Source organism: Streptomyces sp. NPDC007205 (genome assembly GCF_040634095.1).
Lineage (GTDB): Bacteria > Actinomycetota > Actinomycetes > Streptomycetales > Streptomycetaceae > Streptomyces.
In genome coordinates this window covers 24,587-48,977 of record NZ_JBEYEW010000022.1, presented here as the reverse complement: position 1 = coordinate 48,977, position 24,391 = coordinate 24,587, and the positions used below count along the sequence as shown (strand labels likewise).

General features: G+C 71.6%; 16 protein-coding genes and 1 pseudogene. 5 read left to right on the top strand and 12 right to left on the bottom strand.

Annotated elements, in window-relative coordinates; all coding sequences use genetic code 11:
* Positions 1 to 105: 105 nt before the first annotated feature.
* Entirely contained in the window at positions 106 to 2,589 is a 2,484-nt protein-coding gene (locus tag ABZ624_RS29365; RefSeq protein WP_360095361.1) for an ATP/GTP-binding protein, read from the bottom strand.
* Between the two features lie 313 nt (positions 2,590 to 2,902).
* On the opposite strand from ABZ624_RS29365, the gene gabT reads away from it, so the two are divergent.
* Both gabT and ABZ624_RS29355 read left to right on the top strand, forming a co-directional pair.
* On the top strand, positions 2,903 to 4,237 hold the full coding sequence (gene gabT / locus ABZ624_RS29360; protein ID WP_360095358.1) for a 4-aminobutyrate--2-oxoglutarate transaminase: 1,335 nt from the start codon (positions 2,903 to 2,905) through the stop codon (positions 4,235 to 4,237).
* 377 nt (positions 4,238 to 4,614) lie between these two features.
* Entirely contained in the window at positions 4,615 to 5,391 is a 777-nt protein-coding gene (locus tag ABZ624_RS29355) for a phosphatase PAP2 family protein (protein WP_360095355.1), read from the top strand.
* A gap of 45 nt (positions 5,392 to 5,436) precedes the next feature.
* Here ABZ624_RS29355 and ABZ624_RS29350 read toward each other — a convergent pair whose 3' ends face one another.
* The 7 genes from ABZ624_RS29350 to ABZ624_RS29320 all read right to left on the bottom strand — a co-directional run bounded on the left by ABZ624_RS29350 (position 5,437) and on the right by ABZ624_RS29320 (position 13,231).
* Positions 5,437 to 5,895 carry a hypothetical protein gene (locus ABZ624_RS29350; RefSeq protein WP_360095352.1) on the bottom strand — a complete coding sequence of 153 codons (459 nt, stop codon included), beginning with the start codon at positions 5,893 to 5,895 and terminating at the stop codon, positions 5,437 to 5,439.
* Positions 5,896 to 6,026: 131 nt separating this feature from the next.
* Entirely contained in the window at positions 6,027 to 7,457 is a 1,431-nt protein-coding gene (locus ABZ624_RS29345; RefSeq protein WP_360095349.1) for an FAD-dependent oxidoreductase, read from the bottom strand.
* Between the two features lie 51 nt (positions 7,458 to 7,508).
* Positions 7,509 to 8,309 (bottom strand): ABC transporter permease, encoded by an 801-nt coding sequence (locus tag ABZ624_RS29340; RefSeq protein WP_360095346.1) that lies wholly within the window; start codon positions 8,307 to 8,309, stop codon positions 7,509 to 7,511.
* A complete protein-coding gene (locus ABZ624_RS29335; RefSeq protein WP_360095343.1) occupies positions 8,310 to 9,239 on the bottom strand; it encodes an ABC transporter permease in 930 nt (309 codons plus the stop codon). It lies immediately after the preceding gene.
* Complete coding sequence (locus ABZ624_RS29330) at positions 9,239 to 10,399, bottom strand: ABC transporter ATP-binding protein (RefSeq protein WP_360095340.1); 1,161 nt, start codon at positions 10,397 to 10,399, stop codon at positions 9,239 to 9,241. The genes ABZ624_RS29335 and ABZ624_RS29330 overlap by 1 nt, the downstream gene beginning before the upstream one ends.
* Entirely contained in the window at positions 10,396 to 11,643 is a 1,248-nt protein-coding gene (locus ABZ624_RS29325) for a spermidine/putrescine ABC transporter substrate-binding protein (protein ID WP_360095337.1), read from the bottom strand. The genes ABZ624_RS29330 and ABZ624_RS29325 overlap by 4 nt, the downstream gene beginning before the upstream one ends.
* A gap of 52 nt (positions 11,644 to 11,695) precedes the next feature.
* Positions 11,696 to 13,231: a gamma-aminobutyraldehyde dehydrogenase gene (locus ABZ624_RS29320; RefSeq protein ID WP_360095334.1), complete on the bottom strand. Its 1,536-nt coding sequence runs from the start codon at positions 13,229 to 13,231 to the stop codon at positions 11,696 to 11,698.
* A gap of 208 nt (positions 13,232 to 13,439) precedes the next feature.
* Here ABZ624_RS29320 and ABZ624_RS29315 point away from each other — a divergent pair, with 208 nt between their 5' ends.
* The gene (locus ABZ624_RS29315) at positions 13,440 to 14,003 is read left to right on the top strand and encodes an NADAR family protein (protein WP_360095331.1); all 564 of its coding nucleotides are present in this window, start codon (positions 13,440 to 13,442) and stop codon (positions 14,001 to 14,003) included.
* A 67-nt stretch (positions 14,004 to 14,070) separates the two neighbouring features.
* On the opposite strand, the gene ABZ624_RS29310 is transcribed toward ABZ624_RS29315, so the two are convergent.
* Both ABZ624_RS29310 and ABZ624_RS29305 read right to left on the bottom strand, forming a co-directional pair.
* Positions 14,071 to 14,523: a DUF4190 domain-containing protein gene (locus ABZ624_RS29310; protein WP_360095328.1), complete on the bottom strand. Its 453-nt coding sequence runs from the start codon at positions 14,521 to 14,523 to the stop codon at positions 14,071 to 14,073.
* 107 nt (positions 14,524 to 14,630) lie between these two features.
* Entirely contained in the window at positions 14,631 to 15,383 is a 753-nt protein-coding gene (locus tag ABZ624_RS29305) for a DUF4190 domain-containing protein (RefSeq protein WP_360095525.1), read from the bottom strand.
* Positions 15,384 to 15,685: 302 nt separating this feature from the next.
* Between ABZ624_RS29305 and ABZ624_RS29300 the strand changes: the two are divergent.
* Positions 15,686 to 16,811: pseudogene (locus ABZ624_RS29300) on the top strand (adenosine deaminase).
* A gap of 20 nt (positions 16,812 to 16,831) precedes the next feature.
* Positions 16,832 to 17,518, top strand: a complete 687-nt coding sequence (locus tag ABZ624_RS29295; RefSeq protein ID WP_360095325.1) for a glycerophosphodiester phosphodiesterase — start codon at positions 16,832 to 16,834, stop codon at positions 17,516 to 17,518.
* Positions 17,519 to 17,888: 370 nt separating this feature from the next.
* On the opposite strand, the gene ABZ624_RS29290 is transcribed toward ABZ624_RS29295, so the two are convergent.
* Positions 17,889 to 18,401 carry a hypothetical protein gene (locus tag ABZ624_RS29290; RefSeq protein ID WP_360095322.1) on the bottom strand — a complete coding sequence of 171 codons (513 nt, stop codon included), beginning with the start codon at positions 18,399 to 18,401 and terminating at the stop codon, positions 17,889 to 17,891.
* A gap of 72 nt (positions 18,402 to 18,473) precedes the next feature.
* Positions 18,474 to 24,341 carry a TIR domain-containing protein gene (locus ABZ624_RS29285; RefSeq protein WP_360095319.1) on the bottom strand — a complete coding sequence of 1,956 codons (5,868 nt, stop codon included), beginning with the start codon at positions 24,339 to 24,341 and terminating at the stop codon, positions 18,474 to 18,476.
* Positions 24,342 to 24,391: the final 50 nt, after the last annotated feature.

Genomic DNA, 24,391 nt, shown 5'->3' with positions numbered 1-24,391 from the left:
AGGGAGATCGGCTGCTGCTCTTTTGATCTTTCGGCGACCTGTTGGCCGCAACGTACGAACGGCCTACGCCGATTCTGCCTCACCGTACGGTCCCCCGGGGCCCCGTCACCCCCGCAGATCCACCAGCAACGGCGGCGCGTGCTCCCCGCGCACACTGGTCAACGACAACACGGCATGCCCCGCCGGCACCCCGTGAGCCAACTCGGAAGCCGACCAACGCTCCCGCTCCACCTGCCGAACGGTGACGGCCTCCGTGGTCACCGCCTTGCCGGTCACCAGCTTGCGCAGGGCATGGATGGCGCGTGTCATCGGCTGGTCCGCGAACACGGTGTGCCGAGCCACGTCCCGGGTCTCCACCCACTGCGTGCCCCAGGCTTCCGCGAACCTGCCGCCGTCCCATGTGGTCACCCCGGAGAACGCCATACGGCAGCCCACGGCCGCGTACAGCGGCCCGTGCAGTACCTCGGGGACGTCACCGACCGTACGCAGAGTGAGCACCACGGCCGCGTTGCAGGACCGCAAGCGCTGGATGCGGCGGACGGACTCGGCCGTCACCGCACCGGTGGCATCGTCGAGGACGAGGCAGGCGAAGTGGGCCCGCTCGCCTGTCGGCACCACGGCGCCGAACTGGGCGAGCAGCAGCCGGGTGACGATCCGGGACACCTCTTCGTGTCCGCGGTCGGGCAGGTCGATGCGCACACGGAGCGGATGATGGGCGACGGCACGCAGGGAGAACGGCCGAGCACTCCCACCGTCCCCGCCGAAGAACTCGGCGAACGCCGGCCGGTCCAGCACGGCGAGCCGGTCGGCGAGGACCGGTCCGGGATCGCCCGCGGTGCCCGACTGCCGGGCACGCGCTTCCAGTTCCCGGCGCATCGCGGTGTGCTCGTCCCCGGCGAGCGCACCGCGCAGCGCGGCAAGGGCCGAGGACTCACCTTCCAGCAGTTCTCGCAGCACGGGCAGCGTCGGGAAGCGTCCGTAGGCCGCCCGGTAGGGGCCGAGGAACTGGGCGAGCGCGGTCACCGCCCGCTGACCGCTCACCGAGTCGAGGTCGCCGACCAGCCCCTCCGCCAGAAAGACGGCCGCCTCGTCGGGGTCGTCGGAGTCCGCGTACGGGTCGAGGTCGTGCACGGACGCCGGGTCGCCGAGGCGTACGACCACGTCGTAGGCCGAGTCGGGTCCGAGCGGAGTGCCGGCCGCACACACGGCGACCACGGCGCACTGCCCGGCGAGCGCCTGCAGTCCGAGCGACTCGACGACAGGCCGGATCAGGTGGCGCGTCTTGCCGGAGCCGGAGGGTCCGACGGCCAGCAGCGAGGTGCCCAGGGTGTCCGGCGCGAGAGCGGCTCCGGCCCCGCCGTAGGCGAGCGGGGTGCGCTCCCCTGGCACCCACTGCCCGATGCGCACCTGTCCGGCGAGCAGATCATGCCGGGCGGCCCGGCTGGGCAGGTCACGGTCGCCGGACGGGTGGGTCCATGCGGCGCCGCCCTCGCGCAGCACTGTCTCGGCGAAAGAGGAGACCCGGGCCCGGGCACGTGCCACAGTCCACATGTGGCCGATCCTGGCGCAGTCCACGTCGTTCATCCGGCCGGCGTCAACCTCGGCGGCGAGAACGTCCGCGGCCTGATGCTGACCGGCCTCGCGCAGTTCCGGCCACTGCGACGGCCGCCGGTCGACGGCCGGTTGCGGGACCTCAGCCGTCCTGGCCCGCGCCCGCGCGGCCAGCGCCTCCTTCGCGAGGGGCCACCAGCCTCCGGCCCGGGCGAACGGCCACAGCACCAGCAGGGTGATGAGCGCGTACAGTCCGTCGGTGAGCGGCTTGGACGCGAACACACCATAGTCTCCGGTGATCAGAACGATCAGGGAGAACAACGGATCCTGGACGGGCAGGGCGTCCCAGCCGAGGCCGAACGCGCTCGGGAAGACGAAGGCCAGCGCGATCAGCGCCCCGAGAGCGGCGACGAGGGCGCGAGCGGGTTGCTCACACCGCATGACGACGTGCCGGATGATGTTCGCCCAGCTGCCCAGGCGCGCCATGACGTAGATGAGGATCGCGAAGAACACTCCGTCGGCAACCATCTTTGCCTCGGCGCCCTGGTAGCTCTTCGGCGACGCGGTGCCGCTCCACCACCAGTCGTCAGGGGTGAGCAGCTTGAGAACCGTCCACTGGTACGGGATCGTGCCGTGTCGCCACAGTGACCATAGGAGCAGTCCCGCCGCCAGGGGGACGATGAAGCCGACGATGGTCACGGGGGCCAGTCGCTGTCCCGGGCGTGCTGCCTTGGGCAGGCGGTAGCCGTAGCGCCAGATGCCGGGCTCGACGGCCGGACGCGGCTGGTCGAGCCACTCGGCGGCGGGCGAGCGGGATTGCGTCGGGTGGAGGGCGTACCCGGGTGGCACGGCCGACGGCGGGTCCGGCGCGTGCGTCGGCCGTGGCGGCACGGCAGGGGCGCCGTATGGCGGAGCCGCGCCGCTGTACGGCGTAGCGGGCCCGTTCCGGGGCGCCGCGGGCATATCCGTCGGCTCTGCCGGGCGCGGCACAGGGTGAGCGTGCGTGCCCCGCGTGTCCTGCGTCCCGTCGCTGTCCATCGCCCTTGCCCCCTGACCAGCCGCTCCGTCCACCATCAGCGAGTCAATCTAATGCCCTCGCAAGGGGAGTTCAGCGATTGCGTGGCAGGGCACGCGGTGAGATGCGCGAAAGCCGTCGCGTCGTCCTCCCAGTTCCTCTATATCCACTCCGGACAACCGTTCTTCCCGACAACGCCCACATGGAGCATGCCCACCCCCCGCCCCCGGCCCTAGCCTGCGGAGAAAGATAGGTAAGCGGCTGAAAACGCACCGCCCGGGATCGTCCGGGATCGCCCGGTACGCAGATCAACGCTAGATCATCAGGGAGCCACCCATGACCGCACTTCCGCAGGAGCGTCGCGTCGTCACCGCCATCCCCGGCCCGAAGTCGCAGGAGCTGCAGGCCCGCCGTACCGCTGCGGTCGCGCAGGGTGTGGGTTCCGTGCTGCCCGTCTTCACCGCGCGCGCGGGCGGCGGGATCATCGAGGACGTCGACGGCAACCGGCTCATCGACTTCGGCTCCGGTATCGCCGTGACCAGCGTCGGCGCGTCCGCCGAGGCCGTGGTGCGGCGGGCCTCCGCCCAGCTCGCGGACTTCACCCACACCTGTTTCATGGTCACCCCCTACGAGGGCTACGTGGAGGTCGCCGAGGCGCTGGCCGAGCTGACCCCGGGTGACCACGCCAAGAAGTCCGCGCTGTTCAACTCCGGCGCCGAGGCCGTCGAGAACGCCGTCAAGATCGCCCGCGCTTACACCAAGCGGCAGGCCGTGGTGGTGTTCGACCACGGGTACCACGGGCGGACCAACCTGACCATGGCGCTCACCGCCAAGAACATGCCGTACAAGCACGGGTTCGGGCCGTTCGCGCCCGAGGTGTACCGGGTGCCGGTGGCGTACGGCTACCGCTGGCCGACCGGGGCGGAGAACGCCGGACCGGAGGCCGCCGCGCAGGCCATCGACCAGATCACCAAGCAGGTCGGCCCGGACAACGTCGCCGCGATCATCATCGAGCCGGTGCTGGGTGAGGGCGGCTTCATCGAGCCGGCCAAGGGCTTCCTGCCGGAGATCGTGAAGTTCGCCAACGACAACGGCATCGTGTTCGTGGCCGATGAGATCCAGTCCGGCTTCTGCCGGACCGGGCAGTGGTTCGCCTGTGAGGACGAAGGGATCGTGCCCGACCTCATCACCACCGCCAAGGGCATCGCCGGCGGGCTTCCGCTCGCCGCCGTCACCGGGCGTGCGGAGATCATGGACGCCGCGCACGCCGGTGGCCTCGGTGGTACGTACGGCGGCAACCCCGTCGCCTGCGCGGGTGCGCTCGGCGCCATCGAGACCATGAAGGAGCTCGACCTCAACGGCAAGGCCAAGCGCATCGAGGAGATCATGAAGGGTCGCCTCACCGCCATGGCCGAGAAGTTCGATGTCATCGGTGATGTGCGTGGGCGCGGCGCCATGATCGCGATCGAGCTGGTCAAGGACCGGACCACCAAGGAGCCGAACCCCGAGGCCACCGCCGCGCTCGCCAAGGCCTGCCACGCCGAGGGCCTGCTGGTCCTGACCTGTGGCACCTACGGCAACGTGCTGCGCTTCCTGCCCCCGCTGGTGATCGGCGAGGACCTCCTGGGCGAGGGTCTCGACATCATCGAGCAGGCCTTCTCGCGCATCTGAGCGAGAGGTCCGCACCTGTGACGGGGTCCTGCGGCAGGCCGTGTGAAGAAGGTGTGCGAGGTGGATGACGGGACGCGATTCCGTCTGCCCAAGCGCCTTTGCCTGCCGTAGGTTCTACCCAGATGAGAGATACACCCCGCCCACAGGGGACTGTGGGCGATTTCAGGCCGAGGCCTCCCCAGCTTCGACCTGGCCGTGCCCTCGCGCACACAACCGGCGCCTGACGGCTCCGGGATCTCCTCACCGATCGGACGGTCGCCGCCCCAAACCCCCCGGGGCGCGCGACGTTCCGATCCGGACGGCCGCCTCGGAACGCCCCCCCTGTTCCGGGGCGGCCGACCTCCTTCGCGCCGGGCCCGTCTGTCAAGCTGAGCGCCGTGTCGACCGCAGTCCGCCGCGCCCCGCTCCTCGGCCTCCCGGCCGTCCTCTTCGCGCTCATCACCTGGCAGGTGGTCGGCCACGGCCCGCTGCTGCGCCTGGACGCCCGCCTCAGCCGGGCCCTCGTCCATCCGGACCCGTTCTCCGAGCTGCTCTCCGACCTCGGGAACATCCAGGTCGCCGTCCCGGTGCTGGTCCTGGCCCTCGGGTGCGCGGCCTGGCGGGGACGTGCCGCCGGTGCGGACCGGTGGTGGCTGCCGCCGCTCGCCGCGGCCGTCCTGATGGCGCTGGTCCCGGCGGTCGTCGTACCGCTCAAGGACTGGACCGCACGGCCGGGGACCCCCGAGATGCCCACCGGGGTGGGGTATTTCCCCTCCGGCCACACGGCCACGGCGGCCGTCGCCTACGGCTCCGCGACCCTGCTCCTGCTCCCCTGGCTGCGCTCCACGGCCGCCCGCCGCACCCTGGTCGCCGGCTGCGCGGCCCTCGTCCTCGGGGTGTCGTACGGCCTGGTCCGCCACGGCTATCACTGGCCGCTGGACGTGGTGGCCAGCTGGTGTCTGTGCACCATGCTGCTGACCACCCTCGCTCTGTTCGTCGGCCTTGTCAGCGGAGGCGGGACGGCGGCCGGGTTCCGTCGGGCGCGTACGAGCCACGGTGCGTCTTCTTCGTCGGACGGTCCAGGGTCTCGTTCTTCGTCGGACGGTCCGGAGTCTCGTTCTTCGTCGGACGGTCCAGAGCCTTGTTCTTCGTCGGACGGTCCAGGGGCTCGGTGACCCCGGAGGGAGCCGCAGCGGTGGAAGCCGGCGCCGAGCCGGGCGCTAACCGTCCCGCTCCCCGCCCCTGGCCTGTCCCGCCGCCGCCTCGTGCATCGCCAGCTCCAGCAGCGCCGGGTCGGTCAGGGTGCCCGAGCCGTCCGGCGGCACCAGCCAGCGCACACCCTGGGCGGCCCGGCCCGGATACGGCACGACGATCCAGGTGCCGGATCCCGCGGTACGGATGCCGGTGCCGAGCCAGCGGGCCGCCGTGCCCGGGGGCACGAAGAACCCGACCCGGTTGTCACCGAAGTCGGCGAGTACCGGGCCGGGCTGGTCGAGGACCCGGGTGAGCACGTCCAGGGTCGGACATCCGAGGTCGCCCGGCAGGATCAGCACGTCCCAGGCCCGGCCGGCGGGCAGCAGCGCGACACCGAGGGGATTGCGCTCCCATGCCCAGCGGCAGGCCGCGGGATCCGGCGCGACGGATACCAGCCACTCGACGGCCGTCTTCGCCCCAGTCATGAGAAGGCCTCCCTCTTCTCTGGCCCGACCGTCCTGTGCGGCCGCGTCAGGAGGAGAGAGGAAGGCCTTCCGGGTGCATTACGCGGGTTCCGCGACCTGCTTCAAGTGACGTGGCTCACACCCGTGCGGGCTCAGCTGTCGAAGCCCAGACCCAGCCGGTCCATCGTCCGCAGCCACAGGTTGCGTCGGCCGCCGTGCGCGTCCGCACGGGCCAGGGACCACTTGGTGAGCGCGATCCCGGTCCAGGCGAACGGCTCGGGCGGGAACGGCAGGGGCTTCCTGCGGACCATCTCCAGCTCTGTCCGCTCGGTGCGCTGCCCGTCCAGCAGGTCCAGCATCACGTCGGCGCCGAAGCGGGTCGCACCGACGCCCAGGCCGGTGTAGCCCGCCGCGTACGCGACCTTCCCCTGGTGTGCCGTGCCGAAGAACGCCGAGAAGCGGGAGCAGGTGTCGATCGCGCCGCCCCAGGCGTGGGTGAACCGGACGCCCTCCAGCTGCGGGAAACAGGTGAAGAAGTGGCCCGCGAGCTTGGCGTACGTCTCCGGCCGGTCGTCGTACTCGGCGCGGACCCGGCCGCCGTAGTGGTGGATCGCGTCGTAGCCGCCCCAGAGGATGCGGTTGTCGGCGGACAGGCGGAAGTAGTGGAACTGGTTGGCGGAGTCGCCGAGGCCCTGTCTGTTCTTCCAGCCGATCTCCGACAGCTGGTCGGCGGTCAGCGGCTCGGTCATCAGGGCGTAGTCGTAGACCGGGACGGTGTAGGAGCGCACGCGGCGCAGCAGGCTCGGGAAGATGTTGGTGCCGAGGGCGACCCGTCGGGCGTGGACCGCACCGTACGGGGTGCGTACGGCCATCCCGGCGCCGTACTGCTTCAGGGTCAGCGCGGGTGTGTGCTCGTACACCCGCACCCCGAGCTGCTTGCACGCCTTCTTCAGGCCCCAGGCCAGCTTGGCCGGGTGCAGCATCGCCACGCCCTCGCGGTCCCACAGGCCTGCCTCGAAGGTGGGCGAGTTCACCTGCTCGCGCACCGCGTCGGCGTCCAGGAACTCGATGCCGTCGGCGAGGCCCTTCTCCTCCAGTTCCCGGTGCCAGTCCTTCAGTTCCCAGGCCTGGTAGGTCTCGGTGGCGACGTCGATCTCGCCGGTGCGTTCGAAGTCGCAGTCGATGCCGTGCCGGGCGATCGCGGCCTCGATCTCGTCGAGGTTGCGCCGGCCCAGCTCCTCCAGGGTGTGGATCTCGTCGGGCCAGCGGGTGAGGCCGTTGGGCAGGCCGTGCGTGAGGGAGGCGGCGCAGAAGCCGCCGTTGCGGCCCGAGGCGGCCCAGCCCACCTCGCGGCCTTCCAGCAGGACCACGTCCCGCTGCGGATCGCGCTCTTTCGCGTTGAGCGCGGTCCACAGCCCGCTGTAGCCGCCGCCGACGACCAGCAGGTCGCAGGTGTCGGTGCCGGTGAGGGCGGGCTCGGCGGGTGGCTTGCCGGGGTCTTCCAGCCAGTACGGGACCGGCTGGGCTTCGGAGAGAGAGGAGATCCAGTTGTCTTTGCCACGGCTCATGGCGCTTGGGGCCATGATTTCAACTCCCTACAGAGGACGTTCCTGAAAAGGACGGGCCTGGGAGGCCTACGCCTTTTGCTTGTTCCGGCGATTGGTGATGACCATCGAGGTCAGGACGAGGAGCACGGCGACGAGGAACATGGCCGTACCGATGACGTTGATCTGGACGGGCGTGCCGCGCTGCGCCGAACCCCACACGAACATCGGGAAGGTGACGGTCGAGCCGGCGTTGAAGTTCGTGATGATGAAGTCGTCGAAGGAGAGCGCGAACGACAGCAGCGCGCCCGCGGCGATGCCCGGTGCCGCGATCGGCAGGGTGACCCGCAGGAAGGTCTGCACGGGGCCGGCGTACAGGTCCCGCGCGGCCTCCTCCAGACGCGGGTCCATCGACATCACGCGCGCCTTGACCGCGGTGACGACGAAGCTGAGGCAGAACATGATGTGCGCGATCAGGATCGTGTAGAAGCCGAGCTGGGCGCCCATGTTGAGGAACAGGGTGAGCAGCGAGGCGGCCATGACGACCTCGGGCATCGCCATCGGCAGGAAGATCAGCGAGTTGACGGCGCCGCGGGCGCGGAAGCGGTAGCGGACCAGCGCGAAGGCGATCATCGTGCCGAGGATCGTGGCGCCGATCGTCGCCCACACGGCGATCTGGAGGCTGATGGAGAGCGAGCCGCACATGTCGGCGACGCCGCACGGCTGCTTCCAGGCGTCCAGGGAGAACTGCTGCCACGCGTAGTTGAAGCGCCCCTTCGGTTTGTTGAAGGAGAACACGGTGACGACGACGTTGGGCAGCAGCAGGTACGCGAGAGTCAGGAGTCCCGCGATGACGACGAGACGGCGCTTGAGCCAGGTGACGAAGGGCATTTAGACCAGGTCCTCCGTCCCGGACCGGCGGATGTAGATCGTGACCATGGCCAGGATGGCGGCCATGAGGATGAAGGACAGGGCCGCGGCCGTCGGGTAGTCCAGGATCCGCAGGAACTGCGTCTGGATGACGTTGCCGATCATGCGGGTGTCGGTGGAGCCGAGGAGTTCGGCGTTGACGTAGTCACCGGCCGCGGGGATGAAGGTCAGCAGGGTGCCCGAGACCACGCCCGGCATCGACAGCGGGAAGGTGACCTTGCGGAAGGTGGTCCAGGGTTTGGCGTACAGGTCGCCGGCCGCCTCGTGCAGCCGCCCGTCGATCCGCTCCAGCGAGGTGTAGAGGGGAAGGATCATGAACGGGAGGAAGTTGTACGTCAGACCGCAGACGACCGCCAGTGGTGTGGCCAGGACGCGGTCGCCGGCCGTCCAGCCGAGCCAGTTGGTGAGGTCCAGGACGTGCAGCGAGTTCAGCGCGTGCACGACCGGGCCGTTGTCGGCGAGGATCGTCTTCCAGGCCAGGGTGCGGATCAGGAAGCTGGTGAAGAACGGTGCGATCACCAGGATCATGATCAGGTTCCGCCAGCGGCCCGCGCGGAAGGCGATCAGATAGGCCAGCGGATAGCCGAGCAGCAGGCACAGCACGGTCGCGGCGGCGGCGTACGCGACGGAGCGCAGGAACTGCGGCCAGTACTCGGACAGGGCGTCCCAGTATGTCACGAAGTGCCAGGTGACCTTGTAGCCCTGCTCCAGGGAGCCCTGCTGCACGGACGTGGAGGCCTGGTAGATCATCGGCAGCGCGAAGAAGACGATCAGCCAGAGCATGCCGGGCAGCAGCAGCCAGTACGGGGTGAACCGGCCGCGTCTGCGCGCGGGCTTCTTCTCCGGTGCGGTGGGGGCGAGGGGCGGGGGCGCCTCGGTGAGCGTCGACATCAGGCGGCCGCCTCTTCCTCGGTGCCCGCGTCGATGTCCTGAGCGGCGTCGAGACCGAAGGTGTGCGCCGGGCTCCAGTGCAGGACGACGTCGGCGCCGGGCACGAGCCGGCCGTCGCGCTCGACGTTCTGGACGTACACCGCGAGTTCGTCGCAGACCGGGCTGTCGATCACGTACTGGGTGGAGACGCCGATGAAGCTCGCGTCGGCGATCTTACCGGTGAGGCGGTTGCGGCCCTCGGGGATCGAGCCCGCGTCGTCGGCGTGCGTGAGCGCGATCTTCTCGGGGCGGATGCCGACCAGGACCTTGCCGCCTGCCGTCGTGGGGGCGGAACATCGCGCCTCGGGCAGCACCAGCTTGCCGCCGGCCGCCTTGAGCACGATGTCGTCGCCGTTCTTGGTGTCGACCTCGGCCTCGATGAGGTTGGAGGTGCCGAGGAAGTTGGCGACGAAGGTGGTGTTCGGGTTCTCGTAGAGGTCGGTGGGCGAGCCGAGTTGTTCGACGCGGCCCGCGTTCATCACGGCGACCGTGTCGGCCATGGTCATGGCCTCCTCCTGGTCGTGCGTGACGTGCACGAAGGTGATGCCGACCTCGGTCTGGATGCGCTTGAGCTCCAGCTGCATCTGGCGGCGCAGCTTGAGGTCGAGGGCGCCGAGCGGCTCGTCGAGCAGGAGCACCTTGGGGTGGTTGATGAGGGCGCGGGCGACGGCGACGCGCTGCTGCTGGCCGCCGGAGAGCTGGTGCGGCTTCTTGCGCGCCTGCTCGCCCAGCTGGACCAGCTCCAGCATCTCCTCGACCTGCTTCTTGACGCTCTTGATGCCGCGCCGGCGCAGGCCGAAGGCGACGTTCTCGAAGATGTCGAGGTGCGGGAAGAGGGCGTAGGACTGGAAGACCGTGTTGACCGGCCGTTTGTACGGCGGCAGGTGGGTGACGTCCTGGTCGCCGAGGCGCACGGTCCCGGAGGAAGGTTCCTCCAGGCCGGCGATCATGCGCAGGGTGGTGGTCTTGCCGCAGCCGGAGGCGCCGAGCAGGGCGAAGAAGGAGCCCTGCGGCACGGTCAGGTCGAGTGGCTGTACGGCGGTGAAGCCGTTGTCGTAGGTCTTGCTGATACCGGAGAGGCGGACGTCGCCGCTGTTGTCTGGTGTCGTCATCGTCGTCACGCCCCTGTGAGCTTCGAGAACTTCTGCTGGTAGGCCGTCTCTTCCTTCGAGCTCAGGGAGCGGAAGGCATGGGACCTGGCCTGCATCGCCTTGTCGGGAATGATCAGCGGGTTGTCCGCCGCCGACTTGTCGATCTTCGCAAGGTAGGGCTTCACATTCGAGACGGGGCTCACGTAGTTGATGTACGCGGCGAGCTCGGCGGCCGGCTCCGGCTCGTAGAAGTAGTCGATGAGCCGCTCGGCGTTCGTCTTGTGACGTGCCTTGTTGGGGATCAGCATGTTGTCGGTCGACGTCATGTAGCCGCTGTCGGGGACGACATAGCCGACGTCCGGGCTGTCCGCCTGGAGCTGGACGATGTCACCGGCCCAGGCGACACAGGCCGCGAAGTCGCCCTTGGTGAGGTCGGAGGTGTAGTCGTTGCCGGTGAAGCGGCGGATCTGGCCCTTGTCGACGGCCTTCTGCAGGCGGGCGATCACCGCGTCGAAGTCGTCGTCGGTGAACTTCGCCGGGTCCTTGCCCATGTCGAGCATCGTCATGCCGACGCTGTCGCGCATCTCGGTGAGGAACCCCACGCGGCCCTTGAGTTTCGGGTTGTCGAGCAGGTCGGAGACCGACTTCACCTCGATGCCGTCGAGCGCCTTCTTGTTGTAGGCGATGACGGTGGAGATGCCCTGCCAGGGGTACGAGTAGGCGCGGCCCGGGTCCCAGTCGGGGGCGCGGAACTGGTCCGACAGGTTGGCGAAGGCGTGCGGCAGGTTGGCCGGGTCCAGTTTTTGGACGTACCCGAGGCGGATCATGCGGGCGGCCAGCCAGTCGGTGAGCACGATGAGGTCACGGCCGGTGTCCTGGCCCGCGGCGAGCTGCGGCTGGATCTTGCCGAAGAACTCGTCGTTGTCGTTGATGTCCTCGGTGTACTTGACCTGGATGCCGGTCCGGCGGGCGAATGCGTCGAGCGTGGGGTGGCGTTTGCCCTTGTCGTCCACGTCGATGTACTCGGGCCAGTTGGAGAAGTCGACGACCTTCTCCTTGGCCGAGTGGTCGTCCGCGGACACGCCGCCCTGCGTCCTGGTCGCCGCGGGGATGCCACAGGCGCTCAGCGCGCCGAGTCCGCCGGCCGCGAGCGCACCACCCGCGGAGGCCCGCAGCAGGGACCGGCGGGTCATGGCGGCCCGGCCGTTGCGGAGGCTGCGCCGCATCGCGGCGACTTCGACCGGTGTCAGGCGGTCGGGCTCGTACTGCTCCATGCGCGTGGTGCCCTTTCGGGAGTGATCGGCCTGGTCGGTGGCCTGGTCGTCGCTAGCGGTCCCCGAAGACGGTGCGGTGCCAGTCCTTCGCGGCCACCGCGGTGTTGTCGAACATTACGTGCTTGACCTGCGTGTACTCCTCGAATGAGTACGCCGACATGTCCTTGCCGAAGCCGGACGCCTTGTAGCCGCCGTGCGGCATCTCACTGATGATCGGGATGTGGTCGTTGACCCACACGCAGCCCGCCTTGAACTCACGGGTGCAGCGGTTGGCGCGGTAGACGTTCGTGCTCCACGCGGAGGCGGCGAGGCCGTAGGGGGTGTCGTTGGCCAGCCGGATGCCCTCATCATCACTGTCGAAGGGCAGCACGACCAGTACGGGGCCGAAGATCTCGGACTGGACGATCTCGCTGTCCTGGGCGGCGTCGGCGATCAGCGTCGGCCGGTAGTAGGCGCCGTTCTCCAGCTCGCCCTTCGGTGCCTCGCCGCCGGTCACCACGCGCGCGTAGGCACGCGCGCGGTCCACGAAGGCGGCGACCCGGTCGCGCTGGACGTGCGAGATGAGCGGCCCGAGATCGGTGCCCGCGGCGAACGGGTCCCCGAGCCGCACGGTCTCCATCAGCGCGGCGGTCTGCTCGACGAACGCCTCGTACAGCGGTCGCTGCACGTACGCGCGCGTGGCGGCGGTGCAGTCCTGTCCGGTGTTGATGAGCGCACCGGCGACGGCGCCGTGGACGGCGGCCTCCAGATCTGCGTCGTCGAAGACCACGAAGGGCGCCTTGCCGCCCAGCTCCAGATGGAGCCGCTTGACGGTGGCGGTGGCGACCTCGGCGACGCGCTTGCCGACGGCGGTGGACCCGGTGAAGGAGGTCATGGCGACATCGGGGTGACCGACCAGGTGCTCCCCCGCCTCCCTGCCGGTCCCGGTGACGATGTTGACCACACCGTCGGGGAGGCCCGCGTCCGTGGCGGCCTGGGCGAAGAGCAGCGAGGTGAGCGGGGTCAGCTCGGCCGGCTTCAGCACGATGGTGTTGCCGGCGGCGATCGCCGGGAGGATCTTCCAGGCGGCCATCTGGAGCGGGTAGTTCCAGGGTGCGATGGAGCCGACGACGCCGATCGGCTCGCGCCGGACGTACGACGTGTGGTCGCCCGAGTACTCGCCGGCGGACTGTCCCTGCAGGTGCCGGGCGGCGCCCGCGAAGAAGGCGGTGTTGTCGATCGTCCCCGGTACGTCGAACTCGCGGGTCAGCTTCAGCGGCTTGCCGCACTGCAGCGACTCGGCGCGGGCGAAGTCCTCGGCGCGGTCGGCGAGCACGGCGGCGAACCGGTGCAGGGCGTCGGAGCGCTCGCCCGGGGTGGCCGAGGCCCAGCCCGGGAAGGCCTCGCGCGCGGCGGCCACGGCCGCGTCGACGTCGTCGGCGCCGGCCAGTTCGCAGGTGTACACCTCCGCGCCGGTGGCGGGGTCGACCACGGCGTGGGTCCGGCCCGAGGTGCCCTTGGCCAGCCGGCCGGCGATGAACTGCGCGCCGTCGGCGAATCGCTCCTCGGCGGGGAATCGTTCCGGGGTGGCGGTGCCCGGCTTGTGCATGTCGCTCTCCTCCGCCGTTCGCCCCGTCCCGGGGGTGGGTGGCGTAGCTCCAGCTCGATTTGAGTGCCGATCCTGACAGAGGCAGTGGACTCCAACAAGTGATTCCGTTGTTGCCTTTTGGTTACGCGACGGAATCTGTCGACCAGGTGTCGAGTCGGGGCCGAAAAGGGCGGACGGAGTGTCAGTGGTGCGTGCCAGACTCGCGTGCATGGGGAAGATCGACGGGGTGGAAGCCCTGATCAAGGAGGTCCGGGCGGGGGCCCGGATCAGGTATCTGCACTTCTGGGGGCACCGGCCGCGGCCGGACGGCCGGATCGGCGCGAGCTGTCTGAGCCAGTGGTGGCCGTCCCCGTTCAGGGTGGACGGGGTGGAGTACACGACGGCCGAGCACTGGATGATGGCCGGCAAGGCGCGGCTGTTCGGGGACGCGGAGGCGGAGCGCCGGGTGCTGGCCGCAGAGCATCCTTCTCAGGCCAAGAAGGCGGGGCGGCTGGTCCGGGGCTTCGACGAGGCGGTGTGGGAGCGGGAGCGCTTCCGGATCGTGGTCGAGGGCAGTGTCCACAAGTTCGCGGCGGACGACGACCTGCGCGGGTTTCTGCTGGGCACGGGCGACCGGGTGCTGGTGGAGGCGAGCCCCGTGGACCGCATATGGGGCATCGGCCTCGCGGCGGACGACGAGGCGGCCTCGGATCCGGAGCGGTGGCGGGGGCCGAACCTGCTGGGGTTCGCGCTGATGGAGGCGCGGGAGCGGTTGTCGGGGGCGGGGGCCTGAGCGGACCGGGAGCTGGGGGGCCGGCCTGATGCCCAGCCCCCGTGCGCTTCCTGGTCCGCCGGGACCGTCAGAGCGTGCCGGCGCTGAAGAGGCTGGCGAAGAAGACGAAGACCAGCAGCGGCAGAAGCACGGTGGCGACGATGCCGCAGACCAGACCGGCGGTCGCCGCGCCCCTGTTGGTGGCCTCACCACGGTTGGCCTTGCCCCGGCCGACGGCACCGAAGATGATCGCCAGGATGCCCAGGATCATCCCGAGGATCTCCATGGCGATGGTGAGGCTGCAGACCACTCCGATGATGCCCAGCACCAGTCCCGCGGTGCCCATGCCGTTGCTCGGCTGCATCGGCATCGCATAGCCGGGGGGCTGCGGGTATGCCGCGGGCGGCGCGGCCGGGTAGGACGGCCCCGGACCCGACTGGGGGTAGCCGTAGCCGGGCCCGGACTGCTGCGGGTATCCGTATCCCGGCTGCTGCTGCGGAGCCGGCGGGCCGAAACCAGGTTCTGGGTTGATGTTGGACATGAAGCGGGTTCCCCTCCGTTGACGATCAAGGCATCGTAATGGCCGCACGGAGGGGAGGGAGCGGGTTCCGGCCGACGGCTGCCGGAAAGGGCCACGGTCCGACGGACTCAGCGGCCGGCGGCCACCGTCACCGGGACGCTGCGGGCGGAGTTGTCGTCGTACGGGTCGGAGTGCTTGTTGCCCTCATGGATGGCGGCAGTGATGCCGATCGCGAGCAGGACGATCACGACGATGCCGAGCACGATGCCGACGACACCCATGATCAGGCCCGCCTGGGCCTGGCCGTGGTTGGTGGCCTCGCCGAGATCGGCCCGCCGGCGGCCCTTGATGCCGAAGACCACCGCGAGGATGCCCAGCACCACCGAGACGACGCCGTACATGCAGAACAGACACAGGGAGAGGATGCCGAGCACCATCGCCGCGGTGCCCATGCCGTTCTGCGGGGCCATCGGCATGCCGGGCCAGCCGTAGCCGGCGGGGTAGCCGGGGTAGCCGTAGCCGCCGGAAGCGGGCGGTGCGGGTATGCCGGGGCCCGAGGGCGCGATCGGCGGGGGCGGTACCGCCTCGCCGCCCACCGGAGCCGTGCCAGGCACGCCGAATCCGGGGGCGGCGGCTGACGGCGGGAAGCCGGGAGGAGACGCGGGCGGCGCGAAGCCGGGGGCGGACCCGGGCGGCGCGAAGCCGTCGGTCGGCAGGGAGGTCATGGTCGCCTGGTCGTGCACGGACGGCGGCTGCACGGGCGGTTGAGCATCCGCCTGGGGCGGCTTCTTCTCCAGCGAAGTCCGCTGCTCGGGCGGCGCCCACAAGTTGTAGTCGCCCCCCGAGGAGCCACTCGGCTGCGCTCCGTCACTCACGGGCATGTCCCCCTCGGTCGTTCGTCCCGCCATGCTACGACCTCGCCACCGGACCACTGCGGCCCGGTCCCGCCTGATCCACGCGGGGCACGCGCGGCGGACGGATCCCGGCGCGCACACCCGGAGGCGCGGCCTCCGCCACCCGACCGGTCCGCCGAAAGCACGAGCAACGGCAGGCCTCGAGCACCGCCGCGCCGCGCACCACCCGACGGACCGGACCTCGTGCGGGCGCCGGCCGCACCGCGCCTCCGCCGACCGGTCCGCACCCGACGCCCGCCTACGATGTCGTCCGTACCACCGATCAGCCGATCACCCGCGCCTCGCCCGCACCGGGCCGCCGGCGCCCTGCCCGGGGAGGACCCCATGACCGACAGCAGTTCCGTACCCGCCGCCGGCACGGCCGACCGCGATCTGCGGGCCTTCATCGCCGGACTGCCCAAGGCCGAACTGCACGTCCACCACGTCGGCTCCGCCTCTCCGCGTATCGTCTCGGAGCTGGCCGCCCGCCACCCCGACTCCAAGGTGCCCACCGACCCCGAAGCTCTGGTCGACTACTTCACGTTCACCGACTTCGCGCACTTCATCGAGGTGTACCTGTCGGTCGTCGACCTGATCCGCACCCCGGAGGACGTCCGGCTGCTCACCTACGAGGTGGCCCGCGATCTGGCCCGGCAGCAGGTGCGGTACGCCGAGCTGACCATCACGCCCTTCTCCTCGACCCGGCGCGGCATCGACGAGCTGGCGTTCATGGCGGCGATCGAGGACGCCCGCAAGGCGGCCGAGGCCGAGTTCGGGACCGTGCTGCGGTGGTGCTTCGACATCCCCGGTGAGGCCGGCCTCGAGTCCGCCGAGGAGACGGCACGGCTCGCCACCGACGACCGGATCCGCCCCGAGGGGCTCGTGTCGTTCGGGCTGGGCGGGCCCGAGATCGGCGTACCCCGGCCGCAGTTCAAGCCGTACTTCGACCGGGCCATCGCCGCCGGCCTGCACTCCGTGCCGCACGCCGGCGAGACGACCGGCCCGGAGACCGTGTGGGACGCGCTGAACGAGCTGCGCGCGGAGCGGATCGGGCACGGCACCAGCTCCGCGCAGGACCCGAAGCTGCTCGCGCACCTCGCCGAGCACCGCGTTCCGCTGGAGGTCTGCCCGACCTCCAACATCGCCACGCGCGCGGTCCGCATCCTGGACGAGCACCCGGTCAAGGAGTTCGTGCGGGCGGGGGTGCTGGTCACGATCAACTCCGACGACCCGCCGATGTTCGGCACCGACCTCAACAACGAGTACGCGGTGGCCGCCCGGCTGCTGGACCTGGACGAGCGGGGTCTGGCCGGACTCGCCAGGAACGCGGTGGAGGCGTCCTTCCTGGACGCCGAGGGCAAGGCCCGGATCGCGGCGGAGATCGACACGTACACCAGCACCTGGCTCGCCTCCTGACGCCCACCACAATGGGGGGCATGCAGACCGTGACCGCCGTGGCCCACCGCGGCGACCCCTACCGCTTCCGCGAGAACACCGTCGACTCACTGCGTTCCGCGCTCGACCGGGGCGCGGACGCGGTCGAGATCGACGTACGACTCACCCGCGACGGCGTCCCCGTGCTGCTGCACGACACGACGCTCACGCGGCTGTGGGAAGTCGACCGGCCGCTCGGCGCGCTGTCCGCGGAGGAGCTGCGCGGGCTCACCGCGGGCGGTGTGCCGACGCTCGCGGAGGCGCTGGCCGCGACCGGTGACTGCCGGGTGATGGTGGACCTGTGCGGACGGCCCGACCGGCGGATGGTGGACCGGGTCATGGACGTGGTCCGGCAGAGCGGTGCCCGGGAGCGCGTCTACTACTGCGCGGGTGCCGAGGCGATGCTCGCCGTCCGCGCCGCCGACCCGGCCGCCGAGATCGCCCTGACCTGGACCACCCTCGCCCCGCCCCGGCCCGCACTGCTGGACGTGGTCCGCCCGCGCTGGCTCAACTACCGTTTCTCGCTGGTCAGCCGGGAGCTGGCGGCCCGGATCCAGCGCGACGGACACCTGCTGTCCGTGTGGACCCCGGACACCCGCCGCTCGATGAGCCGGCTGCTGGACCTGGGCGTCGACTCGATCACCACGAACCGGATCGACGCCCTGCACGCCCTGCGCAACGGCGGTTAGGCGCTCCGCCGGCTGGGGCATGGCCGCGCAGGAGCACTGCACGCGCGAGCGCGCCGCGCGCCCTGGGCCGGCCGGCCCGGTCGTGACGTCCTTCTCGACCGCGTCCCAGGTGGCCGTGAACACGCTCAGGCCGTAGTCGGCGCCGCGTTCGTGCACGGTGGGGGTGACGCTGCTGCCCATGGAGACGTACTCGTCCTGCCCCATCTGCTGGGTGCCGGCCGGCAGGACGGCGTAGCCCGTGGCCGGACTGTTCCGCGGCCGAGCGGTGCCCGAGCCGCTGTTGCGGGAGATGTCACACTGCCCGTCGTGCCCGGGGCCGGTACAGCGCGGCCCGGCCAGGCCGCCGCCGTGCGCTTCGGGTACCCGGCGTTCAACCGCTGACGTGCCCCGGCTCCAGCGCCTCCAGCCGCTTGATCTTCTTCCGTACGACGTACAGCGGGACGACTCCGAACACCCCGAAGGACATGTCGATCAGGCTCCACCAGAAGGGGATCCCGCGGACCGGACCGCAGACCAGGGCGAGCGGGATGATGCCGGCGCAGGCGATCATCCCGAACTCGACGACCCAGATGTTGCGGACGGGGTCGCGGTACGGGCCGTAGAAGGCGACCGCGATGACGAGGTGGGCGAAGGCCAGCCAGTCGGTGCCGTAGAGCAGGAACGGGTAGTCGGCGTCGGCGGTGTCGAGTCCGTTGCGCACCCGCGTGATCCAGGCCATGAGCCGGGGCAGGTGGTCCGGCACGGACAGGGCGCGCAACGCGCTGTCGGTCCAGCGCAGTTCGTGCACCAGGGGGAAGGCCGTGGCCCCGCTGAGCACGAGGCACACGACGAAGAGGACCAACCAGACGCGAATGCCCCTGAGCAGGGCGGCTCTGTCGCTCATGGGAGGAGCGTACGCCCGCAGTTGAACGCGTTCAAAACTGCCCCGCGTTCAAAGCTGCCCCGCTCCCTGCTGTCACCCCAGCCGGTCGTCCAGCGGCACCTGCCACACACCCGGCAGATGCCCGTCCAACTCACCCGGCTCGAAGCGGCACATGCCCACCGCGTGCCAGAACTCGCCGGTGACGTCCCCCTCGTACTTGTAGCCGCCGGACGGGGCGAGCGCCGCCCAGCCACCGGGCATGCCGACCAGGGTGACCCGCAGGGTGGCCGGGGCGTCGGCGGGGACGTTCCACAGCCGTACCGTGCCGTCCTCGCCGCCGCTGGCCAGCAGGGAGCCGTCGGGGCTGAACGCCACCGCGAGGATCCGGCCCGTGTGGCCTCTCAGAACATCCGTCTGCTCGCCGGTGTCCGGGTTCCACAGGCGGACGGTCCGGTCGTCACCCGCCGTCGCCAGCAGCGGCCGCGAGGGATGGACGGCCGCGGTCCAGAGCTTGCCGGTGTGGCCCGTCAGCCGGTGGTCGGCCTCGCCGTCCTTCCAGATCACCGCCGTACCGTCCCAGGAGGCGCTGGCCAGCCAGGAGCCGTCGGGGGCGAACGCCACGGCGTACACCCGGTCAGTGTGGCCGTCGAGTTCGGCGGTGATCCGGTGGCCGTCCACGTCCCAGATCCGCACCTTGCGGTCGTCGCAGCCGGTGGCCAGGACCGCGCCGTCGGACCGGAAGTCGATCGCGCGGACCCGCCCGTAGTGCTCGCCGATGGTGGCGACATGCGCTCCGGTGGCCCGGTACCACAGCCGTACCGTGTCGTCGTCGTTGGCGGTGGCCAGCAGTTCGCCGTCGGCGCTGAACGCCTCCGCCCACACATGGTCGGTCTCGACGTCCAGTTCGCGCTGGTACTCGCCGGTGGCCGCGTTCCACAGATAGACGTCGCCGTCGCTGCTCGCGGTGGCCAGCAGCGGGCCCGCGGGCCCGAACACCGCGGAGACCAGGCGGTCGCTCTGCCCGGTCAGTTCGCGCAGCCGCCGGCCGGAGGCGCAGTGCCACAGCCGTACGACACCGTCGTTGCCGCCGGCCGCCAGCAGGGTGCCGTCGGCGCTGAAGGACAGCGTGCCGATGCGCCGCCCATGGCCGCGCAGAATGCGCCGGCCCTGGCCGGTGCCCGGCTCCCACAGCCGTACGACACCGTCGTTGCCGCCGGTCACCAGCAGGGTGCCGGGGCCCTGGGCGGGCGTGTCGCCGTGCGGGCGGAACTTGCACACCCACACCGAGCCGCGGTGCTCGGCGGGCTGCCGGCTCAGCGTTGCCGCGACCGGGTCGGCCGCCGGGTCGATCCGCCACAGCCGGACCACCCCGGCGCTGTCCCCGGCGGCGAGCAGGGGCCCGTCGGGATCGAACAGCACCTGGTACACGGCCCCGCGGCAGCCGCCGAGCAGCCCGGCCGAGCGCCCGGTGGCCAGGTCCCACAGCCGCACCTCGCCGTTGGTGTCGCCGCTGACCAGCAGGGCGCCGCCGGGGTGGAAGTCCAGGGTGTAGACGCGGCCGGAGTGCCCGGTGAACGTGTGGCGCGGCGTGCCGGTGGCGAAGTCCCACACGCGCACCGTGCCGCCGCGCCCCTCGTCGCCGCGGTCGGCGGTGGCCAGCAGGGTGCCGTCCGGGCTGAACCGCGCCCGGTACACCACGCCGTGGTGACCGGGCAGTTCCCCGGTCTGCCGCCCGGTGGCCAGGTCCCACAGGCGTACGACGGTGGAGGCGTCCCCGGTGACCAGGGTGGCGTCGCCGGGCCCGAACGCGACCGTGTAGACGGGCGCCGTGTGTCCGGGCAGCCGGTGCAGCGGGGTGCCGGAGGCGGTGTCCCAGAGGGTGACCACGCCGTCGGCGTCGCCGGTGGCCAGGCGCGAGCCGTCGGCGTCCAGGGCGAGGGGCCACACGCCGTTCGGGTGGATCTCCAGCCGGTGCAGGCAGCGGCCGGAGACCGGGTCCCACAGCCGTACCGTGCCGTCGGAGCTGCCGGTGGCCAGCACGCGTTCGCGGAACTTGACGGCGTAGACCCGTCCGGTGTGGCCCTGCAGGGTGCGCAGGGCGATGCCGGTGGCGGCGTCGCAGACCAGGACGCCGCCGTCCTCGCTGCCCACGGCGAGCAGTTCGCCGTCGGGGCTGTAGGAGATGGGCTCGGGCAGCCGGATGCGGGCCTCGTAGCCGTACGGCACCCCGACCGTGGAGGGCCGGAAGCCGGAGTCGACGGCCATGCCGGGCGCGATCGCGGCTCCCCGGAGTTCCGGGGTCCGGTCCAGGGACCCGGTGGTCGCCGAGATCAGCGCCGCCCGCCGCCACCGGCCGCCGTCCACCCGGGCACCGGTCAGGTCGGTGCCGATCAGCCGGGCCCGCCTGAGGTCGGCGCCGCGCAGGTCGGCGCCGGTGAGATCCGCGCCGTCGAGCCGGGCGCCGGTCAGCCGGGCGCCGCGCAGGACGGCGCCGGAGAGGTTGGCGCCGACCAGCCGGGCGTCGGTGAGGTCGGCGCGGGTGAGGTCGACGCCGGAGAAGTCGCGGTGGGACAGGTCCTCGCCGGCCAGGGCGGCGCCGCGCAGATCGGTGTGGGCGGGCACGCGGAGCCGGCTGAGGATCTTCACGGCGTTGGCGTGGCCGGCGTCCGAGGAGGCGTCCCCGGGGGTGCCGGACAGCTCCCGCTCGGCCCACGCCTGGCAGATCCGGTGGTCGGCGAGGTCGCACAGGAAATCGACGGCCAGCTGGCTGAGTTGGCGCCGCCCCAGCAGGGCGCCGTCGCCGTCGGTGAGACGGCGGGCGCACTCACGGGCGACGAGCCACTCCACCACCGAGCCGTGGATGAAGCGGAACACGCCGTCGTCGCTGCGCACCAGCAGACTGCCGGAGCCGATGGCGTGCGCGGTCTGCGGCACCGACAGCCGGGCGTCCGCGAGCCCGCTCAGGGTCTCGGCGACATCGGTCAGCTCGTCCAGGCGCAGCGAGTCCTGCCCGCTCTCCCACAGCCGCAGGGCGAGCGCGGTGACCGCGTCCCACAACTGCTCCACGGAGAGCCCGGGGGCCCGGCCGGGGCCGCCGCTGCCGCGCTGGACCTCGAAGTTCAGCCAGGCGGTGAGGACCTCCTGATACAGCCCGGCGGGGCTGAGGGCGCGTCCGGCACCGGCGACCGCGCGCAGCCGGTCGTCGTCCAGGTCGGCGACGAAGCCGAGCAGCCGGGGGTTGCGGCACAGGGCGAGCAGGTCGGGGATGGCGTCCAGCAGCCGCAGCCGGTGGTCGGCGGCGCGTTCGTCACCGTCGTAGCGGTTGACCAGATAGGCGCGGATCTGCTGCGCGGTGAACTCCTGGACGGCCAGGACCCGGCGGTGCGGAAGCAGGCCGACGCGTTCGCCGAGCGCGGTCAGCACCTGGCCCTGGGAGCGGAAGTGCTGGGTGCGGCTGGAGACCACGATCTTGGCGCTGTCCACGGCGGAGTCCAGCAGCACCTGCAGACGCTCGGCGGCGCGGTCGTAGGTGACCTGGTTGACGAGCTCGTCGAACCCGTCGAAGAGCAGCACGATCCGCCCCTGCTGGAGCATGTACCTGAAGGCCCGCAGGTCGATGTTGTCGACGCCGTGGGCGGCGAGGTGCGCGGCGACCAGCCCCTCGAAGGAGTACGCCCGGTCCAGCGCGTGCAGCTCCACCAACAGGGGTACCAGATGCGGAAGTTCGGCGGGGACGCGGCGGGCCAGCTCACGCAGCGCGAAGGTCTTGCCGTGCCCGAAGTCGCCGAGCAGCAGCAGGAAGCGCCCCTGGTCGGAGTCGAGCAGCCGCAGCATCTCGTCGACGAGTCCGTCGCGGTCCTCGGCGTCGAGGCGTTCCACCTCCCGGTACCGCTGCGGCAGGTACATGCCCGGGGGGTAGCGCGGGTCGGTGCGCAGTCGCTCGCTCTGCGCACCGACGTATCCGCGCAGGTCCAGCAGGCCCTGGAACTCGGTGAAGCTGCGCACCCGGACGCCTCGCCGCCGGGCCGCGTCGCGCAGCTCGCGGGCGGGCGGCGGGCCGTCGTGGACGAGTTCGGCCTCGCTCTCGGCGTCGGCGGCGTGCACGAGGGCCACGAACCGGTCGACGTCCTGCGCGGTCGGCGTGCCGGTGTGCACGGCCACGCGCTGCTGCCGGACGAAGCCGGACTGGGTCCAGGTGACCAGCAGTTGCGGCAGCGGCCCGTCGACCTGGCGGATCTGGGCGCCCTCGTGGCGGGTGCGGCACACCTCGGCGACCCGGGCGAGCAGTGTCTCCACCGGGCTCGTCAGGGCGCGCGGCTCCGGCTCGGGTTCGGGGAGGCCGTTCCGGCCGGCAGGGGGCACGGGGTCCGTGCGAGGCGTCCCGCCCCCGGGGTCCCCGGGGTCCCCGGGTCCGAAGGCGCGGTGGGAACGGTGCCACCGGACCGGCCGCCGCTGCGGCTCCCGCGGCCCGTCCCAGACGGCCAGTCCCTCCCGGCCGACCCGCAGCAGCTGGTGCCGGCCGGGCCCGACGGCGCCGATCACCGGAACCTCACCGGAGGCGGTGGTGAGTACGGGCAGCGCACCGGCGTCGGCCGGGCCGTGCAGCAGCAGGTGCAGCCGGGGCGCGGTCAGCCGGGTCAGCACATCGGTGTCCCGCAGCGGCCCGGCACCGTCCAGGGCGGCCGTGCCCGGCGCACCGGCCCGGCGGACTCCGGGGGCGGCGGGCCGCGCGGCACCCGGCGAGTGCCGTACGGCCCCGATCCTCAGCCACCCCTCCGTCTCATGGGGCCGCAGCGCCTGCGCGAACCAGGCGGCCTGCTCGCGCCCGATCAGCCCGTACTGGTCGTCACGCCGGTGGCTGTAGGCCATGGACGAGTTCAGCCCCGCGACCACGGTGTGCAGCTCCGGCACGGGAAAGAGGGTCCACGGCTGATCACTGTCGAAGACGACGTCCAGCCCCTGGTACAGCTCCTGGAACAGCCGGGCGAAGTGCCGCCACTTGGGCCAGTACGGCGGCCGGGGCGGCATCTCGTCCGCCTCGCAGGTGCTGAAGTAGGCCTGGCAGGCAGCCTGGTTGACGTCCTGGCCGCCGGGGACGAGAGCGACCCGGTGCGGTTCGAGCCCGAGCAGGGCCCGCATCCCGGTGAGGAAGGCGAGGGCCTGCTCGAACTCGCGCCGGCTGCCGGAGGCGGTCAGATCACCGGTCACCACCAGCAGGTCCGGGGAGGGCGCCCCGGCATCCGCCAGCTCGACCAGGTCGCCCCAGATCGCCGCCTGCAACTCGGCGGGGTCCTGCCCCCGGCCGAAGGCGGGCCCGGCCAGCTGGAGCACGGTGACCGCCTCCCGCTCGCCGGCCGCCGCGGACAGGCGCGGATACGACGGCGGCGCGGCGGGCCTGCGCCGCCCCGCCCAACCCGGCCCGCCGAGCGGCCGCCCGGGACCCGGGGCGGACGGGGCGGACGGGGCGGTGTGGCCGTTCGCCCCCGGGTAACCGGGCGGCAGACTGGGCCGGGCCCGCCCGTCGAGGGCCTGCCGCACCCGGGCGAGCAGCAGCTCCCGCGCCGCCCCGGCATCGGCGACCGGCACCAGATCCACATAGGTGATGGTGGCCAGCAGCCCCTCCACCGGGATGTCCTCGACCCGCACGGTGATCAGCCGCCGCTCCGGCGCATCCGGATCCGCCCGCAACGCGGCCTGCCACTCCATCCGCCCGTACCGGGACCGCTCGTAGTTCCGCGACAGTACGGCGATGACGGCGGCGGACTCGCTCACCCCCCGGTCCATGAAGTCGACGAAGTTCGTGCCCGGCACGAAGTCCCAGGCCTGCAGGACCGTGCGGTACCCGGCCTCCTCCAGGGTCCAGGCGATCCAGGACGCCCAGCGTTCGTCGGCCGGCGAGTAACTGATGAAGAAGTCCAATGGCCCGGTGCTGTCCCCCGGGGTGTTCTGACGAGCCACCATGTATTGATAATGCCGTGAAAAGAGAGGTTGATACCGGTCGTTTCCAGGCG